This is a genomic window from Saliniferula longa (assembly GCF_050789285.1).
GTDB lineage: Bacteria > Pseudomonadota > Alphaproteobacteria > Rhodobacterales > Rhodobacteraceae > CAVPWP01.
Map to the genome: position 1 here is coordinate 473,465 of NZ_JBOUVX010000002.1, position 15,183 is coordinate 488,647.

Annotated in this window: 16 protein-coding genes; 7 read left to right on the top strand and 9 right to left on the bottom strand. The window is 66.5% G+C overall.

What is annotated here, in order from left to right; all coding sequences use genetic code 11:
- Positions 1 to 181: 181 nt before the first annotated feature.
- Together ACRDNQ_RS08830 and ACRDNQ_RS08835 are read left to right on the top strand one after the other, a co-directional pair.
- Positions 182 to 1,108, top strand: coding sequence for a helix-turn-helix transcriptional regulator (locus ACRDNQ_RS08830; protein ID WP_431828285.1), 927 nt, complete (start codon positions 182 to 184; stop codon positions 1,106 to 1,108).
- Positions 1,109 to 1,117: 9 nt separating this feature from the next.
- Entirely contained in the window at positions 1,118 to 1,579 is a 462-nt protein-coding gene (locus ACRDNQ_RS08835) for a prepilin peptidase (protein WP_431828286.1), read from the top strand.
- Positions 1,580 to 2,037: 458 nt separating this feature from the next.
- Here the strand turns inward: ACRDNQ_RS08835 and ACRDNQ_RS08840 are convergent, their stop codons facing one another.
- Positions 2,038 to 2,343, bottom strand: coding sequence for an HNH endonuclease (locus ACRDNQ_RS08840; protein WP_431828287.1), 306 nt, complete (start codon positions 2,341 to 2,343; stop codon positions 2,038 to 2,040).
- On the opposite strand from ACRDNQ_RS08840, the gene ACRDNQ_RS08845 reads away from it, so the two are divergent.
- Positions 2,342 to 3,559 carry a TIGR03862 family flavoprotein gene (locus ACRDNQ_RS08845; protein WP_431828288.1) on the top strand — a complete coding sequence of 406 codons (1,218 nt, stop codon included), beginning with the start codon at positions 2,342 to 2,344 and terminating at the stop codon, positions 3,557 to 3,559. The two genes, ACRDNQ_RS08840 and ACRDNQ_RS08845, sit on opposite strands and share 2 nt — an antisense overlap.
- Here ACRDNQ_RS08845 and ACRDNQ_RS08850 read toward each other — a convergent pair.
- From ACRDNQ_RS08850 to ACRDNQ_RS08870, 5 genes are all read right to left on the bottom strand, one after another.
- Entirely contained in the window at positions 3,556 to 4,155 is a 600-nt protein-coding gene (locus ACRDNQ_RS08850; protein WP_431828289.1) for a glutathione S-transferase family protein, read from the bottom strand. The two genes, ACRDNQ_RS08845 and ACRDNQ_RS08850, sit on opposite strands and share 4 nt — an antisense overlap.
- Positions 4,152 to 5,171 carry a DNA polymerase III subunit delta gene (locus ACRDNQ_RS08855; RefSeq protein ID WP_431828290.1) on the bottom strand — a complete coding sequence of 340 codons (1,020 nt, stop codon included), beginning with the start codon at positions 5,169 to 5,171 and terminating at the stop codon, positions 4,152 to 4,154. Before ACRDNQ_RS08855 ends, ACRDNQ_RS08850 begins: the two co-directional genes overlap by 4 nt.
- Positions 5,168 to 5,659: an LPS assembly lipoprotein LptE gene (lptE, locus tag ACRDNQ_RS08860; protein ID WP_431828291.1), complete on the bottom strand. Its 492-nt coding sequence runs from the start codon at positions 5,657 to 5,659 to the stop codon at positions 5,168 to 5,170. The genes ACRDNQ_RS08855 and lptE overlap by 4 nt, the downstream gene beginning before the upstream one ends.
- Entirely contained in the window at positions 5,646 to 8,264 is a 2,619-nt protein-coding gene (gene leuS, locus ACRDNQ_RS08865; protein ID WP_431828292.1) for a leucine--tRNA ligase, read from the bottom strand. The genes lptE and leuS overlap by 14 nt, the downstream gene beginning before the upstream one ends.
- Before the next feature lie 105 nt (positions 8,265 to 8,369).
- Positions 8,370 to 8,879, bottom strand: coding sequence for a DUF3576 domain-containing protein (locus ACRDNQ_RS08870; protein ID WP_431828293.1), 510 nt, complete (start codon positions 8,877 to 8,879; stop codon positions 8,370 to 8,372).
- Between the two features lie 306 nt (positions 8,880 to 9,185).
- Between ACRDNQ_RS08870 and ACRDNQ_RS08875 the strand changes: the two genes are divergently transcribed.
- On the top strand, positions 9,186 to 10,214 hold the full coding sequence (locus ACRDNQ_RS08875) for a porin (protein ID WP_431828294.1): 1,029 nt from the start codon (positions 9,186 to 9,188) through the stop codon (positions 10,212 to 10,214).
- A gap of 95 nt (positions 10,215 to 10,309) precedes the next feature.
- Positions 10,310 to 10,963 (top strand): YggS family pyridoxal phosphate-dependent enzyme, encoded by a 654-nt coding sequence (locus ACRDNQ_RS08880; protein ID WP_431828295.1) that lies wholly within the window; start codon positions 10,310 to 10,312, stop codon positions 10,961 to 10,963.
- Here ACRDNQ_RS08880 and ACRDNQ_RS08885 read toward each other — a convergent pair.
- Both ACRDNQ_RS08885 and ribA read right to left on the bottom strand, forming a co-directional pair.
- Entirely contained in the window at positions 10,960 to 11,472 is a 513-nt protein-coding gene (locus ACRDNQ_RS08885) for a L,D-transpeptidase family protein (protein WP_431828296.1), read from the bottom strand. The two genes, ACRDNQ_RS08880 and ACRDNQ_RS08885, sit on opposite strands and share 4 nt — an antisense overlap.
- Positions 11,469 to 12,566: a GTP cyclohydrolase II gene (ribA, locus tag ACRDNQ_RS08890; RefSeq protein ID WP_431828297.1), complete on the bottom strand. Its 1,098-nt coding sequence runs from the start codon at positions 12,564 to 12,566 to the stop codon at positions 11,469 to 11,471. The genes ACRDNQ_RS08885 and ribA overlap by 4 nt, the downstream gene beginning before the upstream one ends.
- A 142-nt stretch (positions 12,567 to 12,708) precedes the next feature.
- Between ribA and ACRDNQ_RS08895 the strand changes: the two genes are divergently transcribed.
- The gene (locus ACRDNQ_RS08895; RefSeq protein WP_431828298.1) at positions 12,709 to 13,398 is read left to right on the top strand and encodes a response regulator transcription factor; all 690 of its coding nucleotides are present in this window, start codon (positions 12,709 to 12,711) and stop codon (positions 13,396 to 13,398) included.
- Positions 13,399 to 13,603: 205 nt separating this feature from the next.
- Positions 13,604 to 14,392, top strand: a complete 789-nt coding sequence (locus ACRDNQ_RS08900) for an exodeoxyribonuclease III (protein WP_431828299.1) — start codon at positions 13,604 to 13,606, stop codon at positions 14,390 to 14,392.
- A 34-nt stretch (positions 14,393 to 14,426) separates the two neighbouring features.
- Here ACRDNQ_RS08900 and ACRDNQ_RS08905 read toward each other — a convergent pair whose 3' ends face one another.
- Complete coding sequence (locus ACRDNQ_RS08905; protein WP_431828300.1) at positions 14,427 to 15,074, bottom strand: SGNH/GDSL hydrolase family protein; 648 nt, start codon at positions 15,072 to 15,074, stop codon at positions 14,427 to 14,429.
- Positions 15,075 to 15,183 lie beyond the last annotated feature (109 nt).

The following is a 15,183-nucleotide window of genomic DNA, read 5'->3' on the forward strand; positions in this document are numbered from 1 at the left end:
TAAGCCGAAAATGAACGGAAGTTTCGGCGCTTGCGGCTTAACCTGATACTTCCGACCATTGAACATGTTGGTTCATCAATCGGCCTGCTGGGTTGCGATTGGGGCACGGAAACCTTGATTTTTGCCCAGATTTTGCCTTTCCTTTGCCTTGGGTTCGAGGGGGTCGGCACAGTGTTCCGGCGTGTCTTGCCAATATCCGCCCCCTGCGTTCAAGAGTGTGTGGTGTTTGGATTTTGACATGTTCGGCGAGTATGGTCCGTATGCAGGCCCCGGTTTTTCCGATTCCGTTAATGGTGTGGAAATACTGGGTCCGGTTCTTCAATTCCTTGAATCGACAAATGAAAGAATTCCGCTTGATGGCGGCCTGGGGGCGATTCAGAGTTTTCTCGGTGCCGAGGCGATCGCGATTTCCCGAAACACCTTCAATTCCTCGGCGCCTCGCATCGTGGCGGTCTGCGATGGAAATGCGCAGCGGTGCAGCGCGCCGCTGGAACGCGCCTTCGTGGCCGAGCTTCTTGGCCCTTACCTTGACCGACTGAAGACGGGCGCAACGTGGTCGCTGTCGCGCCATCTCGCCGGGTCGGGCGGTGAGCCGCACCCCGCAGTCGCCGGGTGGATGCGCCGTCGTGGCTTGAAGGACATCGTCGTCGTCGTGCTGGAAAGCCGCAACGGCCATTCGGATTATCTCGAGATCCATCTGCGGCAGGAGGCCGGTCGGCCGTTCGAGGCGAAACTCGACATGCTCGGGCCGCTGCTGTCCCGTTTCTGGGCGAACCGGAAGCCCGGTCTGGTGACCGACTGTCTTGGCCGCCGCAAGCTTCAGCGCGTGTCGGGGGGCAACGCAATGTCGGCAGACGTTCCACTTCTTTCCGACCTCAATCCTGCGGGGCTGACCAGGTCGGAGTTCCGGGTCTGCACCATGGTGCGACGCGGTCTGACGGTCAGGGCCATCTCGGAAGAGCTGGCGCTGTCGGTGACGACGATCCGAACCCATTTGCGCAGCATCTATGCCAAGACCGGGGTTTCCGGGTTCAACGAACTGGCCCATCGCCTGATCGCAGCCGAGGGGCAGGCCGCGCGGGGTCAAGGCCATCGACTGATCGCCTGAGGACAGAGGATGACACCGTTCCTTCTGCTTCTGCCGATCCTGTTCGTCGCGGCCGTCTTCGATCTGCGTCACTACCGGATTCCGAACCTGTTGGTGTTACTTGCGCTTGCCCTGTTTCTTGCAACGGCGGTCATTCCGGGTTCGGACGAAGTGGCGGCCCGTCTGCTTCAGGGAGCCGTGACCTTCGCGATCTGTTTCATCCTGTTCGGCCTGCGTCTGATGGGCGGAGGGGACGCAAAGCTTTTGCCGGTGGTTCTGCTTTTCGTGCCTGCAGGCGACGTCGCCACCTATCTGTTCTGTCTGTCCTTCGGCCTGGCGCTGGGGATCGGTGGCCTGACGCTCTTGCGCAGGTGGGATGCCGTTCCGGCCGCGGGCTGGGCCGCGTTCGAGCGGCGCGAGGGTTTTCCCGTGGGCCTTGCCATCGCGATCTCGGCGGCTGCCTTCGCCGCAGTCCAGAGCTGGACGCCTTAGCCTGCGAGGCTCGTCAGGCCATCCGGCGATCGGAAGTCTGACGGCTGCAAGATCGGCGCCGCGCGTTGTTTCCATCGCCGCCACGGTGCGTTCACAGATCCGCCCCAGGCATCCCGTCTTCTGCGTCCGGCGCCCACGCCTCGATAAAAAGTGTAAAATCAAGATGTTAGTTCGCGTGACCAGCGCGCGGCCGAGGGTGCCGGGGGGAGGCTCGGTCGCGGGACAGGAAAGATGCCCAATTTCTGTAACATTCACTCAAACTAATGACAAATTAGGATAGCTTATATTGACTTGTTCGTAATGAGTTCCCGAGTACCCCGATCCGCTCTTGGTGGCGCATGTTGCGCCACCGGGCGGGTCGGACTGGGACCAGATCCGATCCTTCGGGCACCGGTCCGCAGACGACCCGACCGACCGCGTCGCCACCCCCAGCTCGACCGGACCGACCCATCGCCAGCCTAGCGCCGCCTTGCCTGTCTTCGCGGGCCGGCAGTGCGCGAGATGAACTCTGGCGGACGTTTCGCAACCCACACGGCGAAGGCAGCAAGTCGCGGGTGCGTCCGAAGGGCCTCGATCGTGCTGAATTGGCGCGCAAGTTCGGTCTCGGACAGGGTGGCGTGGATTTCCTTGTGGCAGATGTGATGCAACAGAACGGTCGGCCCACCCTTGCCGCCGCGCAGCTTTGGCGTCAGGTGATGCAGGCTTTGCGGAACGTCGGGCGGAATCGGCCGGCCGCAGAGCGGGCAAAGGGGATCGTCGGTCATGCCGGACAGCTTGGCCCAGGATGGCGAAAGGACAAGGTCTGTCGACGCGCTGATCGTCGGGGGCGGGCCGGCGGGACTGATGGCGGCGGACGTCCTGGGCGGGGCGGGCCGATCCATCCTTCTGGCCGAGGCCAAGCCCACGGTTGGCCGGAAGTTCCTGATGGCGGGCAAGAGCGGCCTGAACCTGACCTTCGACGTCCCCGCCACGCAACTTGTCGACGTCTACGGCCCGGCCGCGGTCAGACTGCGTCCGATGGTCGAGGCCTTCGATGCCGATGCCATCCGTGCCTGGGCGCGCGATCTGGGACAGGAGACATTCACCGGGTCCTCGGGCCGCGTCTTTCCAGTCGCCATGAAGGCTTCGCCGCTGCTCAGGGCATGGCTGGCCCGCCTTGATGGCCTTGGCGTCGAACTCCGCACGCGCTGGCGCTGGCATGGGTGGGAGGGCGACCTGCACCGCTTCGCGACCCCCGAGGGCGACATCGCCATTCGCGCCCGTGTCGCGATCCTTGCGCTGGGGGGCGCAAGCTGGGCGCGGCTTGGCTCGGATGGGGCGTGGGTCGGCGCGGTCGCGGCGCGGGGCGCGACGGTGGCGCCTTTTCGTCCGTCGAACGCGGGCCTGTCCGTCGCCTGGTCGCCCGAGATGGCGCGGCACCATGGAAGTCCGGTCAAGGGCGCGGCCCTGTCCGCCGGCGATCTGCGGACACGGGGCGAATTCGTGATCTCGCACCGCGGGCTTGAGGGCGGGGGACTCTATGCCGTCTTCGCCGCCGTCCGCGACGGGGCCGCGCTTCAGGCCGATCTGCTGCCCGATCTGTCGCAGGACGAGATCGCCGCGCGTCTTGCCCGCGCCTCGCCGCGGGACAGCCGCACGAACCGCCTGCGCAAGGCGCTTCGGCTTGATCCGGCGCGCCTGGCGCTTCTGAACGAATTCGGCCGTCCGCTGCCGCCGGACGCGGCGCTGCCGGCGCTTCTCAAGGCGCTGCCGATCCGTCACGCCGGACCGCGCCCGCTGGACGAGGCGATCTCGACCGCCGGGGGGCTGACCTGGGACAGTCTGGACGACGACCTGATGCTGAGCGCGGCGCCCGGTGTTTTCGCGGCGGGCGAGATGATCGATTGGGAGGCGCCGACCGGCGGCTACCTGCTGACCGCCTGTCTTGCGACCGGGCGCTGGGCGGGGCGTGCCGCCGCGCGTCGTCTGGCGACGGCCTAGCTTCCAGCCGCCGAGGCGCGCGCGAAGGCCGGGCGGGCGCGCATCCGGTCGATATAGTCCCGGAAACCCGGCGACTCGACCGGGAATTTCGCGCCGATGGCCCACCCGCCGCAGTGGGCGGCGATGATGTCGGCGATCGTCATCACCTCGCCCATCAGGAACGGCCCTTGGCCAAGCAGGGTCTCGAAGGCGCGGACAGACCGCTCGAACTCCCATTTCAGGCTGGGTTTGACCTCTGGGACGCGGTGCTCTTCGGGCAGCACGAAGCTGTGCCGCGCCGCCGTCCACAGGACGGCGTCCATCTCGTCCAGGACGAACTGCGTCCGGCCATCCTGCCGCGCGCGGTCGATCGTTCCGGCAGGAAAGGTCAGGGCGTGATGCTTGTCGGCAAGATAGGTCAGGATCGCCGTCGAATCGGTCAGCACCGCGTCGCCCTCGATCAGCACCGGTACTTTGCCCAGGGGGTTCAGGGCACGCACTGCCTCCGATCGCGGAAGCTCGGGCCTCAGGTCGTAGGGCTGCCCGATCTCTTCGAGCATCCACAGCACGCGCATTGTGCGGCTCTTGGTGTGTCCGACCACGGTGTAACGTGTCATTGGGTCATCCTTGCCAGCCGGGCGAGGGTGCGTTCCATCATGGGCAGCGGCGGCACGGGCGTCGTCGACCGAAGGGCAAGGTCGGTGTCGACCAGCATGCCAAGCGCCTGTTCCAGCCGTGCGACCCCCCAGCGTTCGGCCTGCCGCTGCATCCGGTCGCGATGCTTCCAATGCACCGGCGGCCGCGCCCGCGTGATGCCCGACGCCGCGCCCTTCGGATCTGCCGCCGCCGAATGCAGTGTGCGGAAGTGCCGTTCGGCGCCAATGCACAGGGTGACCGGCAGAACGCCCTGCGCCTCGAGCCGGCGCAGAAGCGGCCCGATCTCGGCCGCGCGCGCTTCGGCGACGGCATGAAGAAGGTCGTCCACCTCGGCCTCGGTCGAGGCGGGCGCACAGGCGGCGACCTCGACCGGCGTCAGCGCAGAGGTATCGCCCAGCTTGTAAAGCGACATCTTTTCAATGAATTGGCGAAAGTCGCCCGGATCAAGGTCGCGTGCCAGGTCGTTGATCGCGGCCATCGCGTCCGGACGGATGTCGGACAGGCCCGCCGCGCGCAGCGACGCCTCGATCTCGGCGCGTGACGGCGGATCGTCATAGATTGCCGCGGCAAGGGCGTTGGAGTGTCCCTCGAACAGCTTGCGCAGGGCCGAGCGCGGCGACAGCACCCCCGCCGTCACGACGATGGTCGCGTCCCCCTCGCGCCACTCGCCAAGGGTGGCGCCGATCACCTCGGCCAGGCCGTCGCCCGCATCTTCGACGAAGGCCACGCGCTGGCCGGGGAAGAACCCGCTTGATTTCACCGCGTCGGCCAGAAGTGCCCCGTCGCGCCGCAGGTCTGCGGCCGCGATCCGGTCAAGACGCATTTCCGCTTCGCCCGAGGGGCCGATCAGGCCAAGGATCACCTGCTGCCGCTTCAGCGCCACCCGCATCGCGTCCTCGCCATAAACAAGAATGCCGGCGCGGCGCGGGTCGGGCCGCGCGAAGAAGGCGGCGGCATCGCGGGACGAAAGCTTCATGCCGGCCAGTCCCGGCGCGAGAGGTAAAGGTCGTCGACGATCTGATCCGCAAGGATCGTCATCAGCCTGCGACGCGCGTCGGCCTGCGCCGAGGTCGTGGCCACGGTGGTCGAGGTGGCGGCGTAGGAGGTGAAATTCGAAGCCTGCCCAGAGGTCACAAGCCGGCCCGTCACGATCTCTGTCAGGCGATACTCCACCTCGCCCAGCACACTATAGCGCGTAATGGTCTGGTCCGGCAGGATGCCCATGCTTTCCTCGGCGACCACGATGTCGGCGGACAGGCGATAGCGCGGGGCCTCGGGGCGGCCCAGCCGGGCCTCGAGCGCGCGCACGAATTCGAAGGATTCGACTGCGGACGGCGCATCGACCGCGATTTGGCCCTGCAAGCCCTCGGCCGACCCGCCCGGGGCAAGCGCCGGCGAGAACCCGCAGGCGCCCAGCGCGAGAAGCGCGAACGACAGGACTGCGCGGCGATCAGATGACGACATTCACGATCCGGCCCGGGACGACGATCAGCTTCTTCGGCTGGGCACCGTCAAGCGCCCGCCGCACAGCTTCGTCGGCCAGCACCAGCTTTTCAACCTCGTCCTTGGGCATGTCCTTTGGCACGGTGATCTCGGACCGGCGCTTGCCGTTGACCTGAATGGGCAGGGTCACGCTGTCCTCGACCAGAAGCGCGGGGTCCGCCTTGGGCCAGGCCGCCTCGGCGATCAGTCCCGTGCCCCCCAGCATCTGCCACATCTCTTCGGAAAGGTGCGGGGTGAAGGGCGCCATCAGCTGCGCCATGGCGCGCATCGCCTCGCGCCGGGTCGCGGCGCCGGCTTCGGACCGCTGGATCGCGTTCGCGAAGGCGTAAAGGCGCGCGATGGCGGCGTTGTTGCCAAAGCTTTCGATGTCGCGCGTCACCCCGTCGATCGTCTTGTGCATGACGCGTCGCAGATCGAGGTCGGCCTCGGGGTTGTCGGGCGCGTCGCCGATTTCGGCCGCCATGCGCCAGATCCGGGCAAGGTGTCGATTCGCGGCCTCTGCCCCGGCGGCGGTCCATTCCACGTCACGCTCGGGCGGGCTGTCGGACAGCACGAACCAGCGCACCGTGTCCGCGCCATAGCGCGCGATGATCGCCATCGGGTCGACCACGTTCTTCTTGGACTTCGACATCTTGGCCGAAGGCACCACCTCGACCAGAAGATCGGCGCCCTTCGCCAGATCGAGGCGCGCCCCGTCCGACGCGCCCTGCGTCACCAGAAGGTCATGGCGCAGCGCGACGTGGCGCTTGCCGTCGACCGTCATCTCGATCACGTCCTCGGGCAGGTGATAGACGGGGCGGCCCTTCTCGTCGCGGGTCTGGTAGATCTCGTGCGTGACCATCCCTTGCGTGAACAGCGCATCGAACGGTTCGACGGCCGAGGCCGGCAGGTGACCGCAGATCTGCATCGCGCGGGCGAAGAAGCGCGAGTAAAGCAGGTGGAGGATCGCGTGTTCGATCCCGCCGATGTACTGGTCGACGTTCATCCAGTAGGCCACGTCCTCGGCCACGGTCGGCGTCGCCGCGCGGGGCGCGGTGAAGCGGGCGTAGTACCACGAGGAATCGACGAAGGTGTCCATCGTATCGGTTTCGCGCTTCGCCGCCTTGCCGCAGGCCGGGCAGGGCACGTCGCGCCAGGTGGGGTGGCGGTCAAGCGGGTTGCCCGGCTTGTCGAAGCTCACGTCGTCGGGCAGGCGCACGGGAAGGTTTTCCTTCCGCTCGGGCACCACGCCGCAGGCGTTGCAATGCACCACCGGAATCGGGCAGCCCCAATAGCGCTGGCGCGACAGGCCCCAGTCGCGCAGGCGGAAATTGGTGACGCCCTTGCCCCAGCCCTTCGCTTCGGCGAAGGCGATCGTGGCGTCGATCGCTTCCTGTCCCGTCGCCTCGTCGATGCCGGTGAAGTGGTCGACCCAGCGCACCCGTTGGTCCTTCGGCGGCACGAAGGCCGTGTCGGTAACGGGCGCCGGGGCGTCGAGCGCGAAGAAGGTGTCGATCACCGGCAGGCCGTACTTCCGGCAGAAGTCGAGGTCGCGCTGATCGTGCGCCGGGCAGCCGAAGATCGCCCCGGTGCCGTAATCCATCAGGATGAAGTTCGCGATCCAGACCGGCAGGTGCCAGTCGGGGTTCAGCGGATGACGCACGCGCAACCCGGTGTCGAAGCCCTTTTTCTCGGCCTTTTCCAGCTCCTCTTCCGAGGTGCCCATGCGCCGGCAGTCGGCAACGAAGGCGGCGACCTCGGGATTCTCGGCCTCAAGCTGCTTCGCCAGCGGATGGTCAGGCGAGATGCCGACGAACGAGGCCCCCAGAAGCGTGTCGGGCCGGGTGGTATAGACATCGATCGGGGCGACGCCGTCCTGCACCACGTCGAAGGCGAACTGCAGGCCGCGCGACTTGCCGATCCAGTTGCGCTGCATCAGCTTGACCTTGTCGGGCCACGAATCGAGGCCGTCGATGGCATCCAGCAGCTCTTCTGCGAAGTCCGAGATGCGGAAGAACCACTGCGTCAGTTCGCGCCGTTCGACCGCCGCGCCCGACCTCCAGCCCTTGCCGTCGATCACCTGCTCGTTCGCCAGAACGGTCATGTCGACCGGGTCCCAGTTGACCGTCGCGTTCTTGCGATAGACGAGGCCCTTCTCGAGGAAATCAAGGAACATCGCCTGCTGCTGGCCATAGTAGTCCGGGTCGCAGGTGGCGAATTCGCGCGACCAGTCGATGGACAGGCCAAGCGGCTTCATCTGCCCGCGCATCACGTCGATGTTGCCGTAGGTCCAGTCCTTCGGATGCCCGCCCGAGGCCATCGCGGCGTTTTCGGCCGGCATGCCGAACGCATCCCACCCCATGGGGTGCAAGACCGAGAACCCGTTGGCCTTCTTGTAGCGCGCGATCACGTCCCCCATCGTGTAGTTCCGCACATGGCCCACGTGGATGCGCCCCGACGGATAGGGGAACATTTCGAGCACGTAGTATTTCGGCTTCGCGGGGTCGCGGCGGGCCGTGAAGGTGCCCCCGGCCTCCCAGGCGGCCTGCCACTTCGGTTCGATCTTCGCTGGCTCGTAGCGCGACATGGCCTGCATTCCTTGGACTTCGTCGTCCCGCCGGCGGGCCCGGGGGCGTGACAGGGCGAACGGGGATCGGTCGGGCGAGGTGATACTTGTGCGGAAGCGCGGGGTCTAGAGCGCGTTGTCGCGGATGCGAAGCTCGCGCGCGCGGGTCAGGATCGCATCCTCGACCGCGCGGGTCGTGGCGGCGTCGACCGGCCCGTTGCGCGTGGCCAGCGCGACGTTCAGCGAACGCGCGTCAAGCGCGGGGTCGTCGATCAGGACGGTGGCACGGTAGGCGGTGCCGCTGCCGGGCGGCGTGCCGTAGCCCATCACGATCACGCCCGAGAAGGGGTCGACCGTTTCGATCGGCATGAAGTCAAGGATCTGAAGCGCCGCGTTCCAGATGTACTTGTTCACCTCGACCGTCGTGTTGGGATCGTTTTCGTTCGAGAACAGGTCGAAGATCGACGACTCCTGGACCACGCTTGCGCTGGTCGGGTTTGCGTCCGGATACAGGTTCTGCTCGGCGGCGCGCTGGGCCGCGCTTTGGCCGGTGCGTTCGGTCGGCGTCAGCCCGTCGCAGGCTGAAAGCGCCAGGACCGACAGGGCGATCAGAAGGGTTCCGGACTGAGATTTCACGACTTGGTCCCGCGTCGGAAAGGGCTGTGTCGTTAGTATCGAAGGCGATTCCCGGCGACAAGCGCTTTTGCCCCGCGCGGTGCCGTGCGGGGCCGTCCCGGACCATTTCCGGGACCGTCCCGGGGGCTGTCCGTGCGCCGTTTTGAGGTGACCCGGGGTCACTGTGGCAAAGCTGCACCAACGCCGGGGACGAATCCCGGGGCCCGCCCTGCTTCGCTTGCATTCAAGGTTCAAGAGGCAGAGATAGATGCCAATCAATTCGGGCTAGCCGGATTGAGGTGTAATTGAAACACGAGGGAAACAACTATGAAAAAGGTTCTCCTTGCCTCGACCGCACTGATCATGTCGGCTGGCTTCGCTGCTGCTGACGTGTCGGTTGGCGGTGACGGCCGGATGGGTGTGATCAAGGGCTTCCTGCCCGGCGCAGTCGAAACCGATCCGAACACGGGCGACATCATCGACTCCGTTGACAGCGAACTGACGTTCACGTCGCGGATCCGGATTTCGTTCGCGGCTTCGGGCGAAACCGATGGCGGCCTCGCCTTCGGTGGTAGCATCCGTGCCGACAACGCCACGGGCGGCGCTGCGGGCAACGACGGTTCGGTCTTCGTCGAAGGCGCCTTCGGCAAGCTGTCGATGGGTGACGTCGACGGTGCTGCGGCCGCTGCCGTCGGCTTCGTTTCGGGCGTTGGCCTCACCGGCCTCGGCGACCTGAACGAGATCATCTACGTCGCCAACGTCGGCCCCGACACTCCGGGCGCCCTCTACGAGTACAGCTTCGGTGACTTCGGGTTCTACCTGTCGGCCGACGCACCGGGCTCGTCGATCACGCTCGCGTCGGGCATCAACACCGACTTCGACGCGTGGGCGGCTGGTGCCAACTACTCGTTCGGCAACTTCACCTTCGGCCTCGGCTACGAAGACACGGATGCGGCGACGATCGAAGTCGGCGACCCGGATCTGAACGTCAACATCCAGACGACCGTGCCCGCCACGCACTGGGTGGTCGGTGGTACCGCCAGCTTCGGCGACTTCACCGGTAAGGCCCAGTACGGCTGGGGTGACGCGGAAACCGCTGGTGGCGATCTCGACATCGAGCAGTGGGCCGTTTCGGGTGACTACACCTTCGGCGCGACGACTCTGACCGCGTACTACCGCTGGTCGGAAATCAAGACCGCCGTGGAAGTCGAAGCCTACGGCATCGGCGCTGCCTACGACCTGGGCGGCGGTGCGTCGCTGGTCGGCGGCTGGGCGAATGGCGACCTGACGGACGTCGCCGCTGGCGAGTCGTACGACAACGACACCTACGACTTCGGTATCTCGTTCACGTTCTGATCGAACCTGAACGACCGACTTGGGAAGAGCGGGCCTTGTGCCCGCTCTTTTCTTTTGGGCGTGCCTGGCGCAGATAGCGGGAAAGGAGGCGCGCCATGTCATTGTCCGAAATCCGCACCCGTCTGACCGCCGCCGAGCGGCGCGCTGGCCGGCCCGAGGGGGCCGTCACACTGATCGCGGTGTCGAAGCAACAGCCGGATGCGCGCGTCGAGGCGGTGCTGAAGGACGGCCATCGCGTCTTTGGCGAGAACCGCGTGCAAGAGGCCGCGGGCAAGTGGCCCGCCTTCCGCGAACGCTATGACGGGATCGAACTGCACCTGATCGGCCCGCTTCAGACCAACAAGGCCCGGCAGGCGATGGAGCTTTGCGACGCCATCCATTCGCTTGACCGGCCGAAGCTGGCCGCGACCATCGCGCGGCTTGCGCAGGACATGGGCCGTTGTCCCGGGCTGTTCGTTCAGGTCAACACGGGCGAAGAGCCGCAGAAGGCGGGTGTCACCCCAGCCGAAGCCGACGCTTTCGTGGCCGAATGCCGGGCCATGGACCTGCCGGTCCGCGGGCTGATGTGCATCCCCCCCGTCGACGAGGAACCGACCCTGCACTTCGCGCTTCTGGCGAAGATCGCCGCCCGGAATGGCCTTCAGGGTCTGTCGATGGGGATGAGCGACGATTTCGAGCAGGCCGTCATGCAGGGCGCGACGCATGTCCGCGTCGGATCGGCGATCTTCGGGTCCCGCGCGGCGGTCTAGAGGCGCCCGGCAAGCGGCGGCACGATCAGCCGCGTGGCGTACCGGATGCGCGGGGCGATCCAGCGCAGGTCCTCGGGCGCAAGCCCGATGCAGCCCGCGGTCGGATGACCGGGCTTGCGCCAGCAATGCACGAAGATCGCCGAGCCCCGGCCGGGCTCTGCCTGCGGCCAGTTCCAGTCGGTGAGAATCACCAGATCGTACAGCCGGTCTGCGCGCCGCAGCGTTTCATGCCCGAAGGGGTGGGGGGCCCTGACCATCAGGTTGTAGTCGGGATCGTCCGAATCGTCCGACCACAGATCGCCGGGCCGGATCGGCAGCGCCCAGTCCGCGGGCCGCGCCATGCGGTCGGGCCGGTAAAGCATGCCGACGATGCGATGCACCCCCACGGGCGTCGCCCCGTCGCCTTCGCGCTTGCGACCGCTCAGGCCGCCACGGCCCACCGCACAAGGAAACCGGCGGCCAAGAAACCGAAGGCCGGACGGGGTCAGGACAAGATCAAGGGGTGTCACAGCAGGTGGCCCGACTTCTTCGCCTTGACGTCGAGATAGTCCTGGTTGAGCGGGTTCAGCCCGGCCTTGAGCGGCACACGCTCGGCCACGCGAATCCCGCAGCTTTCCATCATCGCGACCTTCGCCGGGTTGTTCGTCATCAGGCGCACGGCCCCGAACCCCATGCGGCGCAGGATGTCGGCGCCGATGCGGAAGTCGCGTTCGTCATCCTCGAAGCCAAGGCGGTGGTTCGCCTCGACCGTGTCGAACCCCTGATCCTGAAGGCTGTAGGCGCGCATCTTGTTGGCAAGACCGATGCCCCGCCCTTCCTGGTTGAGGTAAATCAGCACCCCCTCGCCTTCCTCGGCGATCCGCGCCAGGGCGGCGTGAAGTTGCGGCCCGCAGTCACACTTGAGCGATCCAAGCACATCGCCGGTGAAACAGGCCGAATGCAGCCGCGCCAGGACGGGCTTGGCGCGGTCGGGCGACCCGATCTCGGTCACGTAGTGTTCGTCGCCGCCGGTTTCGGGGCGGAACACGTGGACGCGCCCCGCCGCATGGACCGCCAAAGGAACGCGGCCGCTGACGACCGGATAGTGGCGGACCGGCGCCGAAAGAAGGCGCTCGGTCACCGCCATGGGCAGGACCGTCAGATCGCCGGTCGCCGCGTCGGCGGGCAGGTCCACAAGAACGGCCGCGGGCAGCAGGTGCGCGGCCTTCGCCAGCCGGATCGCAAGACGTGCGGCGGATGCGTCGCCCCCCCGCATCTCGCGGAAGGGGCCAAGAAGGGGATTGGCCAGGTCTGTCGCCGGATCGGCCACCGCCTGCACCCACGCGGCCTCGGCATCCGTCGGAAGCGACAGCCGCGCCAGATCGCCATCATAGGCGCGTGCCTTCAACGTAGCCGCGCGCCAGTCGGTGATCGCCAGCGTCGGCGTCCCGACCTGCCGAAGCGCGTCAAGCCGCGCGCCGTTCAGCCCCTCGGCCGCGACGGCGATGGTCGATCGGTCCCCCTCGCGCAGCACCACCGGAAGCCCGAGGCGCAGATCCCCCAGAGCACGGGCAACGCGCTCGGCATCGGTCGGTTCCAGAAGGGGGATCATGGGGTGGGTCATCGCCTTCCTCTAGCCCCTCTCCGGGCGTTTTGAAACAATTGCCGCGGTGGCGACACGACCGCGTGAGGTTTCTGCAGCAATTCTTGCCAGTGCCGTGTGCGCCCAACATCTGTGTCGCGCAACCTGTGTGAAGGAGGCAGCCATGCCTGCGAACGTGAAAAAGATCCTTCTGGTCGATGATGACGACGATCTGCGCGAGGCGCTGGGCGAGCAACTGGTGATGACCGAGGACTTCGACGTCTTCGAAGCCGCCAACGGCCACGAGGCGATGGAGAAGGTGCGCGCCGGCCTTTACGACCTGGTGATCCTCGACGTCGGCCTGCCCGACACCGACGGACGCGAGCTGTGCCGTCTGATGCGCAAGCAGGGCGTGAAATGCCCGGTCCTGATGCTGACCGGCCATGACAGCGATGCCGACACCATCCTGGGCCTCGATGCCGGGGCGAACGACTATGTCACCAAGCCCTTCAAGTTCCCGGTTCTTCTGGCGCGCATTCGCGCCCAGCTTCGCCAGCACGAGCAGTCCGAGGATGCGATCTTCCAGCTAGGGCCCTATACCTTCAAGCCCGCACAGAAGATGCTGGTGACCGAGGACGAAAAGAAGATCCGCCTGACCGAGAAAGAGACCAACATTCTCAAGTTCCTTTACCGGGCGACCGAGGGCGTCGTGGCGCGGGACGTGCTTCTGCACGAGGTCTGGGGCTACAATGCCGGCGTGACGACCCACACGCTTGAAACCCACATCTACCGGTTGCGCCAGAAAATCGAACCCGATCCGTCTAACGCGCGCCTTCTTGTGACCGAATCTGGCGGTTACCGTCTGGTAGCGTGATTGATCGAAATCAAGGTTCCCCTGGCCGCTTCGGGGTTATGAAGCGGCATTACCTCCCTGTTGGACTGGCCCGGGCTTCGCGCCCGGGCCTTTTTTCTTCGGCGCGGCGCTCATCGCGGATCTGCCGCGGTCCGGTTGCGGTCGTGCGGTTGCAGCCCGCGCCGCGGCCCCATAGGGTCGCGACGGCGTGGAAAGGACCCCTGACATGGCATTCACGATCGCGACCTGGAACATCAACTCCGTCCGTTTGCGCGAAGGGCTGGTCGCGCGGTTGATGCGCGAGGAGGCGCCAGACATCCTGTGCCTTCAGGAATGCAAGTCGCCGGTCGAGAAGATCCCGCTGGACGCGTTCCGGGCGCTTGGCTACGGCCATGTCGTCGCCCGCGGGCAGAAGGGCTACAACGGCGTCGCGATCCTGTCGAAGCTGCCAATCGACGACGCGGGCGAGATGGACTTCGCCGGCCTCGGCCACGCCCGCCATGTCGCGGCGCGACTTGAGAACGGGGTGACGATCCACAATGTCTATGTGCCCGCCGGCGGCGACGTGCCCGACCGCGACGTAAACGAGAAGTTCGGGCAGAAGCTCGACTACCTGTCCCACATGCGGGACTGGTTTCGAAACGACCGGCAAGACCGCGCCATCCTTGTAGGCGACCTGAACATCGCCCCGCGCGAAGACGATGTGTGGAATCACAAGCAGCTTCTGAAGATCGTCAGTCACACACCGATTGAGGTCGCCCACCTGGGCGACATGCAGGAGGCGGGCGGCTGGGTCGACGTCACCCGGCAGGACATCCCGCAGGGTCCGCTCTACAGCTGGTGGTCCTATCGCGCGCCCGACTGGGACGCCGCCGACAAGGGCCGCCGGTTGGATCATGTCTGGGCCACAGGCGACATCGCCCTGGCCGCGCACGGCTCGCGCATCCTGCGGGACGCCCGGGGGTGGGAGCAGCCATCCGACCACGCCCCGGTTTTCGCGACCTTCGATCTTTAGGTCCGGCGGCGCAGGCTGAGATCACGGGCCGACGTCACGCCATCAGCGCCTCGACCTTTCGGGCGACGGCCGCCCCCAGCGCGGCATGCGCCGCGTCATCGTAATGCACGCCGTCGATCGGACTGACGCTGACCACCTCGCCCGCGTCCAGAAAGCCTGCGCCCAGTGCCCCAGAAAGACTTCGGTAAAGTGGGGGCAGGGCCAGCGCCTTGGCGCGGCCACCGAAGAACATGCCGGCAAGACAGCCGGCTTCCTCGACCGGCGGCGGACAGATCACAAGCACCCGGAACCCGCCATGGCGGGCCTGCATCTCGGGCGAGACCGCGATGTTCAGAAGCGCGGCCATCCCCGCGCTCACCATTTCGGGCGTTGCGCCGAACATCGCCTTGACGTCGTTGGTCCCCAGCATCACCGCCAGAAGGTCGATCGGACCGTGGCTTTCCAGCGCGATGCGCAGCCCCGTGCGGCCGTCCATATGCGCCCCCATCAGCGGATCGGCGAACTGTGCCGTCCGGCCGGGAAGGCCCTCTTCGACAAGCGCCCAGTCCGGGCCAAGATGGCGTGCCGCAACGCAGGGCCAGCGCACGTCGGGGCCATGACGCCGGCGTGGTTCGTCCATGCGGCTGAAGGGCAGGGTGCCGTGGGTGTTGCTGTCGCCGAAGCACAGAAGTGTGCGCGTCATGTCATGGGTTCCTTGCGTGTGAACGCAAGGCTAGGCAACCGTGGCATCCGCCACAAGCGCTCTTGGACTTGCGGTCCGAAAGGGCCATATAGGCCGCAAGCTCAGTCTT

Coding starts and splice junctions, on each gene's coding strand:
- ACRDNQ_RS08835 (WP_431828286.1), top strand. CDS start 1,118: ATGACACCGTTCCTTCTGCTTCTGCCGATCCTGTTCGTCGCGGCCGTC.
- ACRDNQ_RS08895 (WP_431828298.1), top strand. CDS start 12,709: ATGCCTGCGAACGTGAAAAAGATCCTTCTGGTCGATGATGACGACGAT.
- ACRDNQ_RS08850 (WP_431828289.1), bottom strand. CDS start 4,155: ATGACACGTTACACCGTGGTCGGACACACCAAGAGCCGCACAATGCGC.
- ACRDNQ_RS08880 (WP_431828295.1), top strand. CDS start 10,310: ATGTCATTGTCCGAAATCCGCACCCGTCTGACCGCCGCCGAGCGGCGC.
- ACRDNQ_RS08900 (WP_431828299.1), top strand. CDS start 13,604: ATGGCATTCACGATCGCGACCTGGAACATCAACTCCGTCCGTTTGCGC.
- leuS (WP_431828292.1), bottom strand. CDS start 8,264: ATGTCGCGCTACGAGCCAGCGAAGATCGAACCGAAGTGGCAGGCCGCC.
- ACRDNQ_RS08845 (WP_431828288.1), top strand. CDS start 2,342: ATGCCGGACAGCTTGGCCCAGGATGGCGAAAGGACAAGGTCTGTCGAC.
- ACRDNQ_RS08855 (WP_431828290.1), bottom strand. CDS start 5,171: ATGAAGCTTTCGTCCCGCGATGCCGCCGCCTTCTTCGCGCGGCCCGAC.
- ACRDNQ_RS08905 (WP_431828300.1), bottom strand. CDS start 15,074: ATGACGCGCACACTTCTGTGCTTCGGCGACAGCAACACCCACGGCACC.
- lptE (WP_431828291.1), bottom strand. CDS start 5,659: ATGTCGTCATCTGATCGCCGCGCAGTCCTGTCGTTCGCGCTTCTCGCG.
- ACRDNQ_RS08840 (WP_431828287.1), bottom strand. CDS start 2,343: ATGACCGACGATCCCCTTTGCCCGCTCTGCGGCCGGCCGATTCCGCCC.
- ACRDNQ_RS08875 (WP_431828294.1), top strand. CDS start 9,186: ATGAAAAAGGTTCTCCTTGCCTCGACCGCACTGATCATGTCGGCTGGC.
- ribA (WP_431828297.1), bottom strand. CDS start 12,566: ATGACCCACCCCATGATCCCCCTTCTGGAACCGACCGATGCCGAGCGC.